A 14,253-nucleotide genomic window follows, 5' to 3' on the forward strand; every position below is an offset into this window, starting at 1 on the left:
GCACGCTCAGTCCGATGCGGACCCGCCCGGCGCGTACGCATCGCCCGTCGCGGCCGAAGCCGGCGGCGTCCATCCGCCGCCCAGCGCGCGCACCAGGCCGATCGTCGCGATGGCGAGCGACTGGCGGCTGTGAATCAGCTGGCGTTGCGCGCTCAGTGCATCGCGGTCCGCGTCGATCACCTCGAGATAGCTGACGTAGCCGTGCGCATAACGGCTCAGCGACAACCGCGCGGCTGCCTCGGTCGCGTGCGCCGCGCTGTCGTAGCGCGCGATCCGCTCCTTCTGCGCGGCGATGTCGTTGAGCGCGTCCTGAACCTCGCGCAGCGCGCCGAGCGCGGTCGCGCGATAGTTCGCGTCGGCGAGGTCCGCGCCGGCCGTCGCGGCGGCCACCGCGGCGTCGCGCTTGCCGCCGTCGAACAGCGTTTCGGCGACGCTCGCGCCGAGCCCCCACAGCGAACTGTTGCGATCGAGAAACGTGCCGAGATCGCGGCTCGCGAAACCACCCTGCGCGGTCAGCGTCAACGTCGGCAGCCACGCGGTGCGGGCGACGCCGATCTCGAGCGACGCCGCATCGGCACGGCGCGCGGCCGCGTAGACGTCGGGCCGTTGCGCGAGCAGCGCGGACGGCAGCCCGGGCGGCACGTCCGGCACGCGCACGAGCGATGCGGTGGGCGCGACGGCGAATGCGGTCGGCGACACGCCGGTCAGCACGGCGAGCGCGTCGACGAGGTTCTCGCGCAGCCGCCGGCTGTCCGCGAGATCGGCGCGTGCCGTATCGAGATCGGCCGACGCGCGCAGCGCGTCGAGATCGCTCGCCGCGCCGGCCCGCACGCGCGCGGCGATCACGTCGAGCGCGGTGCGGCGCAGCTCGATCGCGCGTGCGAGCGTCGCGAGATCCTGTTCGACGAAATGGAGCGTCAGGTAGTCGGTCGCGACGTCGGTCGCCACGCGCAGGCGCACCGCCGCGCGATCCGCGTCCGCCTGCAGCACGTTCTGCCGGCCGATCTCGGCGTCGCCGCGCAGGCGGCCCCACAGATCGACTTCGTAGCTCGCGGTGAACGGCACCGACCAGTTGTGCATCGTGCGTTTCGGCAATGCGTTGTCGACCGTGCCCGACACGCGCGAGCGGCTGAACGACGGCGCGACGCCGACGGTGGGCGCCAGCGCGGCTTCGCGCACGCCGAGCAGCGCCTGCGCCTGGTCGACGCGCGCCGCGGCGGCGCGAAGGTCGGGATTGCCGGCGAGCGCGGCCTCGACGAGCGTGACGAGCGGCGGCGCGCCGAACCATGCGGGCCACTCGGCGAGCGGCGCGGCGGGTGGGTTCGCCGCATCCGCATGGCGGAACGGGGCCGGTCCGACCGGTACGGGCGCAAGCGGCCGCGGCGCGATCGTGCATGCGCTCAGCAGGCAGGCGGCGAACACGGCGGCGAACAGGGCGGCGATGCGGATCATGGCTGCGCGCGCTCGGGTTGCAGCGTGACGACGACCGACAGGCCGGGCCGGATGCGCGGCTCGGTCACCGCTTGCCCGTCGAGCAGGATCTTCACGGGCACCCGCTGCGTGACCTTCGTGAAGTTGCCGGTCGCGTTGTCGGGCGGCAGCAGCGAAAACTGCCCGCCGGTCGCGGGCGACAGGCTGTCGACGTGGCCACTGAAGGTCCGCTCCGGCAGCGCGTCGAAGCGCAATTGCACGGCGTCGCCGGTGCGCACGTGCCGCAACTGGGTTTCGCGGAAGTTCGCGACCACCCACGGGTGCGGCTCGACGAGCGTGAGCAGCGCCTGGCCGGGCGCGACGTGCTCGCCGGTCTCGACGGTCTTCTTGCCGACATAACCGTCGGACGGCGCGACGACGGTCGTGTATTGCAACTGGAGTTCCGCATCGCGCAATTCGGCGTCGTTCTGGTTCGACACGGCGGCCGCCGCCTGCCACGCGGCCTGCGCGCTGCGCCATTGCGCGTCGGCCGCGTCGATGCGCGCGCGGGCGGACTTGCGGGCCGCGTTGGCCGCATCGAATTCCTGCTGCGACAGCCCGCGCGGCGTTTCGCGGGTCAACTCGCGCGCCCGCGCGTAATCGAGCTCGGCCTTCTCGGCATCCGCATGCGCCGACACGCGCGTCGCGTCGGCCTGCTCGACCAGCGCCTTCGCGCGGCTCGCATCGGCGTGGGCCTGCGCGACGCGCGCCCGCTGCAGCGCGACGCGCACGTCGAAATCGCGCGGGTCGAGCCGCACGAGGGGCTCGCCCGCATGCACGAACCGGTTGTCGTCCACCAGGACGCGCTCGACCGTGCCGGCCACGCGCGGCGAGATCACGTGCAGATGGCCGGTCACGTACGCGTCGTCGGTGCCGCGTTCGTGCGCATCGTATTCGTAGACCAGCAGCGCGACGAGCAGCAGCGCGCCGGCGGCGATCAGCACGACCGGCCACTTGCGCGAACGCGCGGCGGGAACGGACGGCGAGTCCGGCGGGTTCGGGGTCATGGTCGGGATACTCCATCGTACGGACGACTTTCTTCGTATCGCGCTATGCTTGCGCGAGCCTCATGTGCGGGAGCCGCTCGACGATGAACACCACGTTCGCCCCCGGTGGCGCGACACCGGGGCCGGCCGCCGCGCCGGCCGCCGACATACCGACGTTTCGCTCGATCGCCGCGATCGCGTCCGTGCTGCTCGGCGCGATCATCGCGACGCTGACGTCGCGCATCACGTCGCTCGGGCTCGCCGACGTGCGCGGCGCGCTCGGCGTCGGGTTCGACGAAGGCGCGTGGATCAACACGGCGTTCACCGCGTCGCAGATGTTCGTCGGCCCGCTCGCGATCGCGGCGGCCTTCGTGTTCGGCACGCGCCGCGTGCTGCTGGCGGGCGCCTCGGTGTTTCTCGTCGTCGAAACCGTGCTGCCGCTGTGCACGAACTTCGGCACCTTCATCGCGTTCCAGAGTCTCGCCGGCTTCGCGTCCGGCGTGTTCGTGCCGCTGACCGTCGGGTTCGTCGTGCGCACGCTGCCGCCGCGGGTGATCCCGTTCGGCATCGCCGCGTATGCGATGAACCTCGAGATGTCGCTGAACCTGTCCGCGACGCTCGAAGGCTGGTACAGCGAACACCTGAGCTGGCGCTGGCTGTTCTGGCAGAACGCGCTGCTGACGGTGCCGTTCATCGTCTGCCTGCTGCTGTCGCTGTCGAACGAGCCGGTCAAGCGTTTCGTGTCCGGCATCGATACGCGCGGCATGCTGCTCGGCGCCGGCGGGTTCGCGTGCCTGTGCATTGCGCTCGACCAGGGCGAACGGCTGTTCTGGTTCCAGTCGCCGCTGATCGTCGCGCTGCTGTGCATCGGCATCCTGATGATTGCCGCGTTCCTGATCCACGAACTCACGTCCCGGCAGGCCGGGCTCGATCTCGGCTACCTCGCGCTGCCCAACGTCGCGCTGCTGATCCTGCTCGTCGGTCTCGTGCGCTTCACCGTGCTCAACACGAGCTTCATTCCGTCGGTGTTTCTCGCGAGCACCTACGGGCTTCGCCCGCTGCAGATCGGCGATACGCTGCGCTGGATCGCGATTCCGCAATTGCTGTTCGCGCCGTGCGTCGCGTGGCTGCTGCAGCGCGTCGATCCGCGCCGGCTGATCGTGGCCGGTTTCCTGATGGTGGCAGTCGCGTTCGCGCTCGGCGCGCGTCTCACGCCCGCGTGGGCCGAGCCCGACTTCATCCCGTCGCAACTGCTCCAGGCGCTGGGCCAGACGATGGCGCTCACGTCGGTCATCTTCTTCTTCGGCAAGCATGTGACGGCCGAGCACGCGCTGACGTTCGGCGCCGTCGTGCAGACGACGCGCCTGCTGAGCGGGCAGCTCGGCACGACGTCGATCGCGGTGATCCAGCGCATCATGGAGGCTACCCATTCGAATCTCGTCGGTCTGCATGTCACGCTGTCTGATCCGCAAACGCTCGCGCGGCTGCGGGCTGGCGCGGCGTCGCTCGTGTCGCACGGCGCCACCTTCGCCACGGGCGACCAGGCGACCTATGCGCTGCTCGACCGGGCGGTCCGGGTCCAGGCGACCACGCTCGCGCTCGCGGACAATTTCCGGGTCGCGATGGCGTTCGCCGTCGCGGGGGTGTTGATCGGCATCCTGCTCCGGCCGGCGCGCGCGCCGTCGCCATGAGCCCCCGGCATCGCGCAGCGACGATCTTAGCGATCGCGCTCCCCGCGACGGAATCGCGTCGGGCTGAATCTTCCTGAACGGCGCGCCGGCGCCAGGGCCGCGCGCGCCGTGCCGCAGCGCTTACGCCTTCAGGAACGCGAGCAGTTCGGCATTGATCAGGTCGGCGTTGACGACGCACATCCCGTGCGCGCCGCCGGGGATCACCTTCAGCTGCGCGTGCTTCACGATCTTCGCGGACAGGCGCGCCGAATCGTCGATCGGCACGATCTGGTCGTCGTCGCCGTGCAGGATCAGCGTCGGCACGTCGATCTTCTTCAGGTCCTCGGTGTAGTCGACTTCGGAGAATTCCCTGACGCACTGATACTGGCCGTACACGCCGCCCATCATGCCCTGCGCCCAGAACGCGTCGATCGTGCCTTGCGACACCTTGACGTTCGGCCGGTTGAAGCCGAAGAACGGCACCGCGAGATCCTTGTAGAACTGCGAACGGTTCTCGGCGACGTTCTTGCGGATGCCGTCGAACACGTCCATCGGCAGGCCGCCCGGATTGGACGCCGATTTCACCATCTGCGGCGGCACCGCGCCGATCAGCACGGCCTTCGCCACGCGCTTCGTGCCGTGCCGGCCGATGTAGTGCGCGACTTCGCCGCCGCCGGTGGAATGGCCGATGAGCGTAGCCTCGCGCAGGTCGAGCGCATTCATCAGCGCCGCCAGGTCGTCGGCGTACGTGTCCATGTCGTTGCCTTGCGACGGCTGGCTCGAGCGGCCGTGACCGCGCCGGTCGTGCGCGATCACGCGGTAGCCGTGCTGCACGAGGAACAGCATCTGCGCGTCCCACGCATCGGCGCACAGCGGCCAGCCGTGCGAGAACACGACCGGACGGCCGCTGCCCCAGTCCTTGAAGTAAATCTGCGTACCGTCTTTGGTGGTGATCGTGTTCATCGCATGGGCTCCTTGATGGGCGGAAGCGGCGTGTTTGGGGGCGGCGGCGGCAGCGGCCGGCAGCGCGGCGGCGGCAACGGCGGTCGCGCCGGCCAGCAGCATGTCTCGGCGGCGCGCCGAGGGAATGGCGTCGTGATCTGCGGGACGCATGAAGACTCCTTGAACGTGCGGTGCAATGGTGCCGCGTTGGATTTGAAGGGTTTCGGATCTGCCCGCGAGCGGCGCTCGCGCGGGCGGCCGGCGCGTTCGCGTTCGCGCGCCGGCAGGCACGCAAGGGCACGAACGAACGCCGACAGGAGGCTATCCCGCGACCGCGCGGCGCGTACTGAAATCGTGCTGAATTGTCGTGAACGCGGCCGCCGCGCGCCGCGCGAGCGCGCCCGCCAGAAAAATTAAGCCCGGCGTAAAGACTCTTCAGCGGCGGCCCGCTATCGTCGGCATCAGGTCATCCCGTCGCGGGTCTTGCCGGTTCGCGGCGGCGGATGACGCATCGCGATGCGTGCGGGTGCGAGACATCCGGCCCGTCGCCACTTGCCCGGATACGCCGCCATGGACGCCTTCAATCGCTGGGAACACGTGATGACGCTGCTCGACCCGTCGGCCGCCGCGCGTCACCACGCGCCGCCGCCACTTCGCGACCCGGACGCCGCGTGCCGTCGCCACCGCGACGAAGTGCCGGCCGCGTCGAGCGACGGCATGCGCCGTCGGTGCGCGATCGTCGCGGCCGAGCGGCAGACCGATTCGTCGGTCCTGATATCGTGGAGCGATCCCACGCGCTTTCGCTACGACGAGCAGCGCTGGATCAGCGCCAAGTCGCGCGGTCTCGGGCGCTGCGCGCTGACCGGCATCACGATCCGTGCCGGCGATGCGATCTACAAGCCGCAATGGCGCGGCGCGAAGCGCCCGGCGAACTATCGGGACGTGATCCTCACGTCCGAGCTGAACCGCTTCATCGCCAGGCTGTCGCGGTCATGACGCGGCGCTCCGCGCGCCGTCCGTCGGCACCGGTCGGCGGCCGCCTGATCACCACCGAGGGATCCGCATGAGCACGTTCACGACACGCGACGGCGTTTCGATTCACTACAAGGACTGGGGCGCCGGCCGCCCGGTCGTGTTCATTCACGGCTGGCCGCTGAATGCGGACATGTGGGACGTCCAGATGCATCATCTCGCGTCGCACGGCATGCGCTGCATCGCCTACGACCGGCGCGGCTTCGGCCGCTCCGGCCAGCCGTGGACGGGTTACGACTACGACACGCTGGCCGACGATCTCGCGACGCTGATCGAGACGCTCGGGCTGCGCGACGTCACGCTCGTCGGCTTTTCGATGGGCGGCGGCGAGGTGGCGCGCTACATCGGCCGGCACGGTACGCGGCACATCGCGAAAGCCGTGCTGATCGGCGCGGTGACGCCGCTGGTCGCACGCCGCGACGATCATCCCGACGGTGTCGACGTTGCCGTGTTCGACGGCATTCGCTCGGGCATCGTCGCGGATCGCGCGGCGTTCCTCGAAAACTTCTGGCCGCTATTCACCGGTTCGAACCGGCCCGCGTCGACGATCTCGCGCGCAGCGCTCGACTGGACCACGTTCATGGCGTTGCAGGCCGGATTGAAGGGCACGCTCGATTGCGTCGGGGCGTTTTCCGAAACCGATTTCAGGGCGGATCTCGACCGGTTCGACGTGCCGACGCTCGTGATTCACGGCGACGACGACCAGACGGTGCCGCTCGCGCTGACGGGCGCCGCGACCGCGAAGCGCGTGCCGCGCGCGACGCTGAGCGTCTACGAGGGCGGGCCGCACGCGCTGTATCTGACGCACGCGCAACGCCTGAACGACGAACTGCTGGCGTTCGTCCGCGCGTGATGCGGCGGCGGTGACGTGGCCGGTGCGGGCACGGCCGGCCGGGTCCGCTCACTCCGGCCACGTCGAACCGGGCACCGGGCCCCGGAAATTCGTCCGACGATAGTCCGGAGCGCAACGCTCGGGCACGTCGGCGCATACGTTGCCGAACGCGGTTCCGGGGCGATGCGCGGTGCCCGCGGAGTGTGCCTCGAGGGATAGCGTCTTGAAGCACGGGCCCGGCGGCCACGCCTGCATGATCTCGTCGCGCTCGGTGTGGCCCACCTCGTCGAAGTGCGGCGCAAGGAGATCCGCTTTGGCACCCGCGTCATGCAATGCCGTCAGCGGTGTCACGTACGGATGAACACCGACGGCCGCGCTGGGCACGATCGTGCGCCATACCTCGGCCGCGTCTTCGGCGGCGACGCCGTATCCGCCGGGAACCGAGAAACGCATGCGCGGGGAAACGCGTGCATGACGTTCGCGCCATCGATTCCGTCGCGCCGGCGCGAGCGCCGCTGGCCTCCTGCCGGGCCGACGCCAAGGAACAACGCGGCGGAATACAGCAATTCGGCATCGCATGCAGGAGCAAAAATTTTCCCGCGACATCGGCGCAATTCATTCCAATCATCACGGCAAACGATCCGGTGCAGATGCGAGTCGGGAATGGCAGCGCTTTTATCACACCAAATTGGTTCACCGGTGAATCGCTGTTTCGCCTGTTGCCGGCGCCGGACGTGATGAAGCGCCAAATGCCGGCCTGCGGCGGCCGTTCGCGGTTGTCGTCGATTCAAAAAATTTGCTCTTTGGCTTCTGATAATTTGAATCAATGGATGTTTAAAATGCCGTAGCATCTGCCCTAAACCGGTGTCATTTCCGACAAGGTATCGACGAATGGAAAGCGATTAAGAATTCAAATGATCCGGATTGGAACACTTCATGTTTTCCTCGACAGACGTGAAATTCGCTCGAACGGCAAACTGTTGCGAATCGGCAGCCGCGCATTCGAAATTCTCGAACTCCTGATTCGGGCGAACGGCGCGTTGGTATCGAAAGACGAGATCATGCAGCGCGTGTGGCCGCACACGGTCGTGGAGGAAAACAACCTGCAGGTGCATGTCGCCGCGTTGCGCAAGGCGCTCGCCGCCGACCGGAACCTGATCATCACGGTGCCGGGGCGCGGCTACCGGCTGGTCGGCGGGCAAGCGCAGGCACAGGCGCCGGCCGCGGCGCCCGTGTGTCCCGCGACGTCGCGGCTGGCGCCCGTGCCGACCGCACTCATCGGCCGAGAGCAGACGGTCACTGACGTGCTCGCGGCGCTCGACAACGCGCGCGTGGTGACGCTGGTCGGTGCGGGCGGCATCGGCAAGACACGGGTGGCGCTCGAAGCGGCCATGCGGGCCGAAGCGCGCTTTCCGGATGGGGCCGCGTTCGTGTCGCTGGCCACGGTCGCGTTCCCGCGCTTCGTGCCCGACGCCCTGGCCGGCGCGTTCGGCCTCGCGCACCCGGCCGGGTCGCTGACGCTCGAAGCCGTGCTCGCCAGCGTCGCGCATCGGCGGATGTTGCTCGTGCTCGACAATTGCGAACACCTGCTCGATGCCGCCGCGCGGATCGCGACCGCGCTGACCGAGTCGGATGCCGGTTTGTGTGTCCTGGCGACCAGCCGCGAGGCGCTGCGCATCCAGGGCGAGCGACTGTGTCCGGTTCCGCCGCTCGAGGTACCCGCCGAGGGCGCGGACGAACGCGAGACCGCGGGCGCGAGCGCGGTGCAGCTGTTCTCGGCGCGCGCCCGCGCCGCCGACCCGCGCTTTCCGCTCGACGAACGCTGCCTGGCGCTGATGGCGTCGGTCTGCCGGCGTCTCGATGGGCTGCCGCTCGCGATCGAGCTGGCCGCGGCCCGCGCAGCCGTGCTCGGCATCGACGTGCTGGCCGCGCATCTCGACGACCATTTCCGGCTGCTGACCGGCGGCTTTCGCACGGCGTTGCCGCGTCATCAGACACTGCAGGCGATGTACGACTGGAGCTACCGCCTGCTCGACGACGCGGAGCGCCTGCTGCTGCGCTGGCTCGGCGTGTTCCGCGACAGCTTCTCGATCGACGCGGTGCGCGACATCGTCGGAACGAAGGGGCTCGTCGACACGGCGCTGCTCGACGCGATCGCGGGCCTTGTGTCGAAATCGCTGCTGAGCCTCGAGAGCGCGCATGGCGCGCCGCGCTACCGGCTGTTGACGACGACGCGCGCGTACGCGCTGCAGCAGCTCGAGACCAACGGCGAATGCGCGGCCGCGGCGCTCGCGCACGCGCGCTACTTCCTGGCGCTGTTCCGGTGTGCGCCCGGTAGCGACGACGGGCAGCTCGCCGAATCGCGGCTCGACGTGATCCGGCGCGAACTCGGCAATCTGCGCGCGGCGCTCGACTGGGCGTTTTCGCCGAACGGCGACGCGCGGGTCGGCATCGCGCTGGCGGCGGTCGCGGTGCCGTGCCTGTTCGACCTGTCGCTCGTGGACGAGTGTCGCGAACGGGCGCGCGCGGCGCTCGACGCGATGCGCGATCTCGACGACACGCCCGCGTGCGCCGACGCGCCCGTGCGGCTGCTGGCCGCGTATGCGGCCGCGCTCGCGCATACGTCGGGGCCGACGCAGATCGCGCACGACGCATGGTCGGAAGTGCACGCGCTCGGGTTCGAGGCGGGCGAGGCCGAACTGCCGCCGCGCGACGCGTAGCGCGGCGCGCCGACCGCGCATTCAGAACGTTTCAGGCCGAACACAGGACCCGGCCGGTCGGCGCGTCTACATTGCATGCGCGGGGACTGTCCGCTCATCGCTGTCGCGACGCCACCGACTGCCGGCGCAGGGTCCCCGCCCGTCGCGAAGCACGCTCTCAGCCCACTCCAGCATGCCGAACCTGTCCGTCACGGTCGCTTACGGCGCGCCGATCGTTCTTGCCGACCTGATCGCCTGGCGGCTGCTCGGGCGCGGCCGTTCGACGACGAAAGCCATGTGGCGCTGCGCATCGTTCGCAGCGTTGACCTACGTGCTGTTCTCGACCGGCGTGAGCCCGCTCGCGGTGCCGGCGTCGCCAGACCGGTTCGACCGGCTCGCGATCCAGGTGATCGGCGTCGCATGGTGGCTGCAGTGCGCGCTGGTGTTCAGCCTGATGCTCGATCATCTGCTGCTGCCGCGCGCATGGCGCAACCAGCGGCTGTTCCACGATATCGCCGCGGGCGCCGTGTTCGGTGCGGCCGCCGTCGCCGCGCTGGGCTACGTGCTGGGGCTGCCGCTCAGCGGCGTGGTCGCGACGTCGGGGGCGGTCGCCGTCATCCTCGGGCTCGCGGTCCAGAACACGCTGAACGACGTGTTCTCGGGCCTGGTGCTGAATACCACGCAGCCGTTTCGTCTCGGCGACACGGTGGCGATCGGCGCGCTGGAAGGGCGTGTCGTCGAAAGCAACTGGCGCGCGACCAAGCTGATCGACAGCCTCGGCAACCTGGTCGTCGTGCCGAACAGCGTCGCGGCCAAGGCGGCGATCGTCAACCTGAGCGAACCGGCGAACGTGTACGGCGTGACGCTGACGATCGAGCTCGACCCGCAAGCGCGGCCCGCGGTCGTCGTCGATGCGCTCGCGCATGCCGCGGCCAGTTCGCTGGACGTGCTCGCGAGTCCGGCGCCGATCCCGGTCGTCAAGGCGTTCAGGACCAACTCGATCGAATACGAACTCGTCTGTTACGTCGACTCGCTGCAGAAAAAGATCGACGTCCGCAACCGGCTCTACGATCTGGCCCACCGGCATCTGGCTGCCGCGGACGTCGCGCTGCGCCCGCTGACGGGCGCACCGGCGGCGCCCGGTCCGGCGTCGCGCGGGCAACGCCTGCTGCGCGCGGTCGAGCTGTTCAGGCAGCTCGACGACGCGGACCTGGCGATACTGGCCGATGCGCTCGCGTCACGCGTGTTCAACAAGGGCGAGGTGATCTACGCGTCGAACTCCGACGCGCGCCTGCTGACGATCGTCGCGGCCGGCGTCGCGGCGGTGTTCGTGCCCGGCGCGACGGGCGACACGGAAGTCAGGCGGATGGCGCCCGGCGACGCGATCGGCCAGTCCGTCGTGCTCGCCGGTACGCAGCTGCATGCGAGCGTCTACGCGGTGACGGCCGTGACGGCCTATCAGCTGAGCAGTCGCGACCTGTCGCCGCTGCTCGCGAGGAAGCCCGAACTGGGGCGGCTGATGTGCGAATCGCTCACCGAGCACATCGCGACCGAGGAGAAGATGCGGATGCCGCCGGCCGCGAGCGCGCATGCGTCGTTCAGCCTGATCGAGTGGCTCGAGAAGGAGATGAAGCGCCTGCACGATTCGTTCGGCTGACGCGGCGGGTGGCGGGCGGCGGGCGGCGGGCGACGGCGGTCGCGGCCGCGAAGAGAGCGCGGTCAGGCGAGCGCGGTGAACCGGTCGACGAGATCCGGGCGGTCGAGTTGTTCGACCCACCAGTGCAGCGCGCGTCCGGCCTCGTCGCCGCGCCACGCGAGGTAGCAATGGCTCGTGTCGCGCATGCCGGTCACCTGGCGTGCGACCAGCTTGCCTTGCGCGATCGCGCGTGCCGCGATGCACTCGGGGAGCGTGCCCACCGCGAGTCCTTCGCACTGCGCGGCCAGTTTGGCGGCTAGGGTAGGGACGGCGAGATACGGCTGCCCCGCGTCGACGGCGATCGAACGCGGCGGCAGCTCGCGGGACGTATCGGAGATCGCCGCGCCGCGATGGGCGACGACCGATGCCAGCGACAGCGGTTCCGGCAGCGCCGCGAGCGGGTGGGTGGGGGCGACGGCGAACACGTGCCTGAGCGTGCCGATCGGCCGTGCCACGATGTCCGGCAGCTCGGGCGGCTCGCCCGTGGCGCCGACGACGAGATCCGCGCGGCGCGAAATCAGCGCATCCCAGGTGCCGCCGAGCACTTCGGTGGACAGTCGCAGCCGCGTGTCCATCTCGAGACCGTAGAACGTGTGCACGTACGGCCACATCGCCTCGAACGGCAGGATCTCGTCGACACAGATCCGGACCTCGGTTTCCCAGCCCTGCTGCGCACGCTGCGCCTTGCGTTCGAGCTGTTCGGCGGCATGCAGCAGCCGGCGGCCCTCTTCGACGACCACGCGCCCCGCGTGCGTGAGTTTTGCGCGGCGTCCGCTGCGGTCGAACAGCGCGACGTCGAGGTCGCTTTCGAGCTTTTGTACGAGGTAAGTCAGCGCGGACGGCACGCGGTGCAGCAGTTCGGCGGCTTCGGCGAACGTGCCGGTGCGGTCGATCGCGTCCAGTGCTTCGAGCGCTTCGAATGACAGCTTCATGGCGAATTCCACGGAGGGACGTCGGGCTGCCATGTTAGCGTCAAGCGCCGCTCGATCCAATACCGTTCAGGACGATCCATCGCGCGGCCGGGCGGCGGGACGCAACGGCATGGCGCGGGCCAGGCCGCGTGGCACCACCGTGATCGAAGGAACACGACGGCGTGGCGATGCCCGCGGACGGGCATGGCTGCATCCGGTCAACGGGCGTGCGTCACGTCGGCGTCACGTCGGCGTCGAATCGCGGCGCGTCGCGGCGGTGTCGGGTGCGTGGGCACCGGGCAGCGCACCGAACATGTGCTGGCTGCACTTCGCATCGCGCCACGCGGTGCCGAGCCGGATACCGCTGAACATCCGCCGCGCGACCGGCAGGATCTGTTCGCCGGCCAGGATGCCCAGCAGGCCGACGAGCGCGACGATCGGCGGCGCCGGCGACGGCACGCCGATCAGCGCATAGACGATACCGGCGAGGAGGCCGGCGAACAGCGAGGCGGTGTACGGTTTCATGGGATCCGGGTGAAATGGCGGCCGTGTAAAAAATACGGATAACTACCGATCCGGCGTCGCTTCGGCAGTCCGCGACCAGCCTATCAGGTCTTCGCGTTCACCATGGTTCGGTTCAACGAAATTCAGATCTTTTAAGCCTGAGCGTCGCGGCCCGCGCGAATCAGAATGATTAATTGGCGTGATCGGGAATTTGCGTATTGAATGATGCCGGCTGGCTGTCGAATCTCCCGGCACAGCGTATTGGCTGCCTCCCGCATGGGTCGGCGAGGCAGGCCGCATTTTTCTCCGCGTCAAAGGACATCACCGCCATGAGCAACCCGAAGCTTGAAGTACTCACTCCGCACAACAGCCAGCTGATCTTCATCGACCAGCAGCCGCAGATGGCGTTCGGCGTGCAGTCGATCGATCGCCAGACGCTGAAGAACAACGTCGTCGGCCTCGCGAAGGCCGCGAAGGTATTCAACATCCCGACCACGATCACGACCGTCGAAAGCGACAGCTTCTCGGGCCACACGTATCCCGAGCTGCTCGACGTGTTCCCGAACCAGAAGACGCTCGAACGCACGTCGATGAACTCGTGGGACGACCAGAAGGTGCGCGACGCGCTCGCCGCGAACGGCCGCAAGAAGGTGGTCGTCTCCGGCCTGTGGACCGAAGTCTGCAACACGACGTTCGCGCTGTGCGCGATGCTCGAAGGCGACTACGAGATCTACATGGTCGCCGACGCATCGGGCGGCACGACGCAGGCCGCGCACGATTTCGCGATGCAGCGCATGGTGCAGGCCGGCGTGGTGCCCGTCACGTGGCAGCAGGTCCTGCTCGAATGGCAGCGCGACTGGGCGCACCGCGAGACGTACGACGCCGTGATGGCGATCGCAAAGGAGCATTCGGGCGCGTACGGCATGGGCGTCGACTACGCGTACACGATGGTCCACAAGGCACCGCAGCGCACCGCGACGCCGCACGAGTCGATCCCGGCCGTTCCGGCGAAGTAAGCGCGGACGGTCTGCGACCGTCGATGCCGGTGCGGCGGGTTCGATGCGAACGCGCCGCGCCGGCGCCGTTGCCGCGGACGGCGGACCGTGAACGAATCACGGATGCCGTCCGCGGCATGTTGGCCGGGACGTCAGGACCTGCTCTCCAACCAGTCCGAGAAATTGATCGTATGGAACCCTATCTGGTTTCCCTTGGTGCGGGCTTGCTGATCGGTGTCATTTACAGCGCCATCAAGGTGCGCTCCCCGGCACCGCCACTGATTGCCCTTGTCGGGTTGCTCGGCATGGTGATCGGCGTGCAGGCCATCCCCACCCTCAAACAGCTCTTTGGCTTCTGATCGAAGCGAGGTGATGCATATGACCGCAACCGGGACTCAACCGGATCTGATCCTCCACAACGGACGATTCACGACCCTCGACCGCGCGAACCCCGTCGCGACCTCCGTCGCGATCAAGGACGGCCGCTTCGTCGCGGTCGGCAGCGACGCGGACGTG

The 14,253-nt window shown here is 69.1% G+C and carries 14 protein-coding genes; 8 read left to right on the forward strand and 6 right to left on the reverse strand.

Features of this window, described 5'->3' with window-relative positions; all coding sequences use genetic code 11:
• Positions 1–6: 6 nt before the first annotated feature.
• Both U4012_RS28670 and U4012_RS28675 read right to left on the reverse strand, forming a co-directional pair.
• A complete protein-coding gene (locus U4012_RS28670) occupies positions 7–1,452 on the reverse strand; it encodes an efflux transporter outer membrane subunit (protein ID WP_321802596.1) in 1,446 nt (481 codons plus the stop codon).
• The gene (locus tag U4012_RS28675) at positions 1,449–2,477 is read right to left on the reverse strand and encodes an HlyD family secretion protein (RefSeq protein WP_124488012.1); all 1,029 of its coding nucleotides are present in this window, start codon (positions 2,475–2,477) and stop codon (positions 1,449–1,451) included. Before U4012_RS28675 ends, U4012_RS28670 begins: the two co-directional genes overlap by 4 nt.
• 83 nt (positions 2,478–2,560) lie before the next feature.
• On the opposite strand from U4012_RS28675, the gene U4012_RS28680 reads away from it, so the two are divergent.
• On the forward strand, positions 2,561–4,147 hold the full coding sequence (locus U4012_RS28680) for an MFS transporter (protein ID WP_321802597.1): 1,587 nt from the start codon (positions 2,561–2,563) through the stop codon (positions 4,145–4,147).
• 120 nt (positions 4,148–4,267) lie between these two features.
• Here U4012_RS28680 and U4012_RS28685 read toward each other — a convergent pair whose 3' ends face one another.
• The gene (locus U4012_RS28685; RefSeq protein WP_193759869.1) at positions 4,268–5,089 is read right to left on the reverse strand and encodes an alpha/beta fold hydrolase; all 822 of its coding nucleotides are present in this window, start codon (positions 5,087–5,089) and stop codon (positions 4,268–4,270) included.
• 549 nt (positions 5,090–5,638) lie between these two features.
• Here U4012_RS28685 and U4012_RS28690 point away from each other — a divergent pair.
• Both U4012_RS28690 and U4012_RS28695 read left to right on the forward strand, forming a co-directional pair.
• Positions 5,639–6,064, forward strand: coding sequence for a DUF3331 domain-containing protein (locus U4012_RS28690; protein WP_044847123.1), 426 nt, complete (start codon positions 5,639–5,641; stop codon positions 6,062–6,064).
• Positions 6,065–6,131: 67 nt separating this feature from the next.
• Positions 6,132–6,953, forward strand: coding sequence for an alpha/beta fold hydrolase (locus U4012_RS28695; protein WP_124892600.1), 822 nt, complete (start codon positions 6,132–6,134; stop codon positions 6,951–6,953).
• Between the two features lie 48 nt (positions 6,954–7,001).
• Here U4012_RS28695 and U4012_RS28700 read toward each other — a convergent pair whose 3' ends face one another.
• Entirely contained in the window at positions 7,002–7,385 is a 384-nt protein-coding gene (locus tag U4012_RS28700) for a hypothetical protein (protein WP_321802601.1), read from the reverse strand.
• Positions 7,386–7,399: 14 nt separating this feature from the next.
• Here U4012_RS28700 and U4012_RS28705 point away from each other — a divergent pair, with 14 nt between their 5' ends.
• The 3 genes from U4012_RS28705 (at position 7,400) to U4012_RS28715 (ending at position 11,288) form a co-directional block, all read left to right on the forward strand.
• A complete protein-coding gene (locus tag U4012_RS28705) occupies positions 7,400–7,780 on the forward strand; it encodes a hypothetical protein (protein ID WP_321802603.1) in 381 nt (126 codons plus the stop codon).
• 66 nt (positions 7,781–7,846) lie between these two features.
• A complete protein-coding gene (locus U4012_RS28710; protein WP_321802605.1) occupies positions 7,847–9,652 on the forward strand; it encodes an ATP-binding protein in 1,806 nt (601 codons plus the stop codon).
• Positions 9,653–9,824: 172 nt separating this feature from the next.
• A complete protein-coding gene (locus U4012_RS28715) occupies positions 9,825–11,288 on the forward strand; it encodes a mechanosensitive ion channel family protein (protein WP_321802607.1) in 1,464 nt (487 codons plus the stop codon).
• 62 nt (positions 11,289–11,350) lie between these two features.
• On the opposite strand, the gene U4012_RS28720 is transcribed toward U4012_RS28715, so the two are convergent.
• Both U4012_RS28720 and U4012_RS28725 read right to left on the reverse strand, forming a co-directional pair.
• On the reverse strand, positions 11,351–12,259 hold the full coding sequence (locus U4012_RS28720) for a LysR family transcriptional regulator (protein WP_321802609.1): 909 nt from the start codon (positions 12,257–12,259) through the stop codon (positions 11,351–11,353).
• Between the two features lie 222 nt (positions 12,260–12,481).
• On the reverse strand, positions 12,482–12,763 hold the full coding sequence (locus U4012_RS28725; protein WP_044847129.1) for a XapX domain-containing protein: 282 nt from the start codon (positions 12,761–12,763) through the stop codon (positions 12,482–12,484).
• 308 nt (positions 12,764–13,071) lie between these two features.
• On the opposite strand from U4012_RS28725, the gene U4012_RS28730 reads away from it, so the two are divergent.
• Together U4012_RS28730 and U4012_RS28735 are read left to right on the forward strand one after the other, a co-directional pair.
• A complete protein-coding gene (locus U4012_RS28730; protein WP_044847130.1) occupies positions 13,072–13,758 on the forward strand; it encodes a hydrolase in 687 nt (228 codons plus the stop codon).
• 170 nt (positions 13,759–13,928) lie between these two features.
• Positions 13,929–14,096, forward strand: a complete 168-nt coding sequence (locus tag U4012_RS28735) for a DUF1427 family protein (RefSeq protein WP_044847131.1) — start codon at positions 13,929–13,931, stop codon at positions 14,094–14,096.
• The last annotated feature ends 157 nt before the right edge of the window (positions 14,097–14,253 follow it).

This window comes from Burkholderia sp. BCC1988, assembly GCF_905339895.1.
In the GTDB taxonomy this organism is placed as follows: Bacteria; Pseudomonadota; Gammaproteobacteria; order Burkholderiales; family Burkholderiaceae; genus Burkholderia.

Coding starts and splice junctions, on each gene's coding strand:
- U4012_RS28670 (WP_321802596.1), bottom strand. CDS start 1,452: ATGATCCGCATCGCCGCCCTGTTCGCCGCCGTGTTCGCCGCCTGCCTG.
- U4012_RS28675 (WP_124488012.1), bottom strand. CDS start 2,477: ATGACCCCGAACCCGCCGGACTCGCCGTCCGTTCCCGCCGCGCGTTCG.
- U4012_RS28680 (WP_321802597.1), top strand. CDS start 2,561: ATGAACACCACGTTCGCCCCCGGTGGCGCGACACCGGGGCCGGCCGCC.
- U4012_RS28685 (WP_193759869.1), bottom strand. CDS start 5,089: ATGAACACGATCACCACCAAAGACGGTACGCAGATTTACTTCAAGGAC.
- U4012_RS28690 (WP_044847123.1), top strand. CDS start 5,639: ATGGACGCCTTCAATCGCTGGGAACACGTGATGACGCTGCTCGACCCG.
- U4012_RS28695 (WP_124892600.1), top strand. CDS start 6,132: ATGAGCACGTTCACGACACGCGACGGCGTTTCGATTCACTACAAGGAC.
- U4012_RS28700 (WP_321802601.1), bottom strand. CDS start 7,385: ATGCGTTTCTCGGTTCCCGGCGGATACGGCGTCGCCGCCGAAGACGCG.
- U4012_RS28710 (WP_321802605.1), top strand. CDS start 7,847: ATGATCCGGATTGGAACACTTCATGTTTTCCTCGACAGACGTGAAATT.
- U4012_RS28715 (WP_321802607.1), top strand. CDS start 9,825: ATGCCGAACCTGTCCGTCACGGTCGCTTACGGCGCGCCGATCGTTCTT.
- U4012_RS28720 (WP_321802609.1), bottom strand. CDS start 12,259: ATGAAGCTGTCATTCGAAGCGCTCGAAGCACTGGACGCGATCGACCGC.
- U4012_RS28725 (WP_044847129.1), bottom strand. CDS start 12,763: ATGAAACCGTACACCGCCTCGCTGTTCGCCGGCCTCCTCGCCGGTATC.
- U4012_RS28730 (WP_044847130.1), top strand. CDS start 13,072: ATGAGCAACCCGAAGCTTGAAGTACTCACTCCGCACAACAGCCAGCTG.
- U4012_RS28735 (WP_044847131.1), top strand. CDS start 13,929: ATGGAACCCTATCTGGTTTCCCTTGGTGCGGGCTTGCTGATCGGTGTC.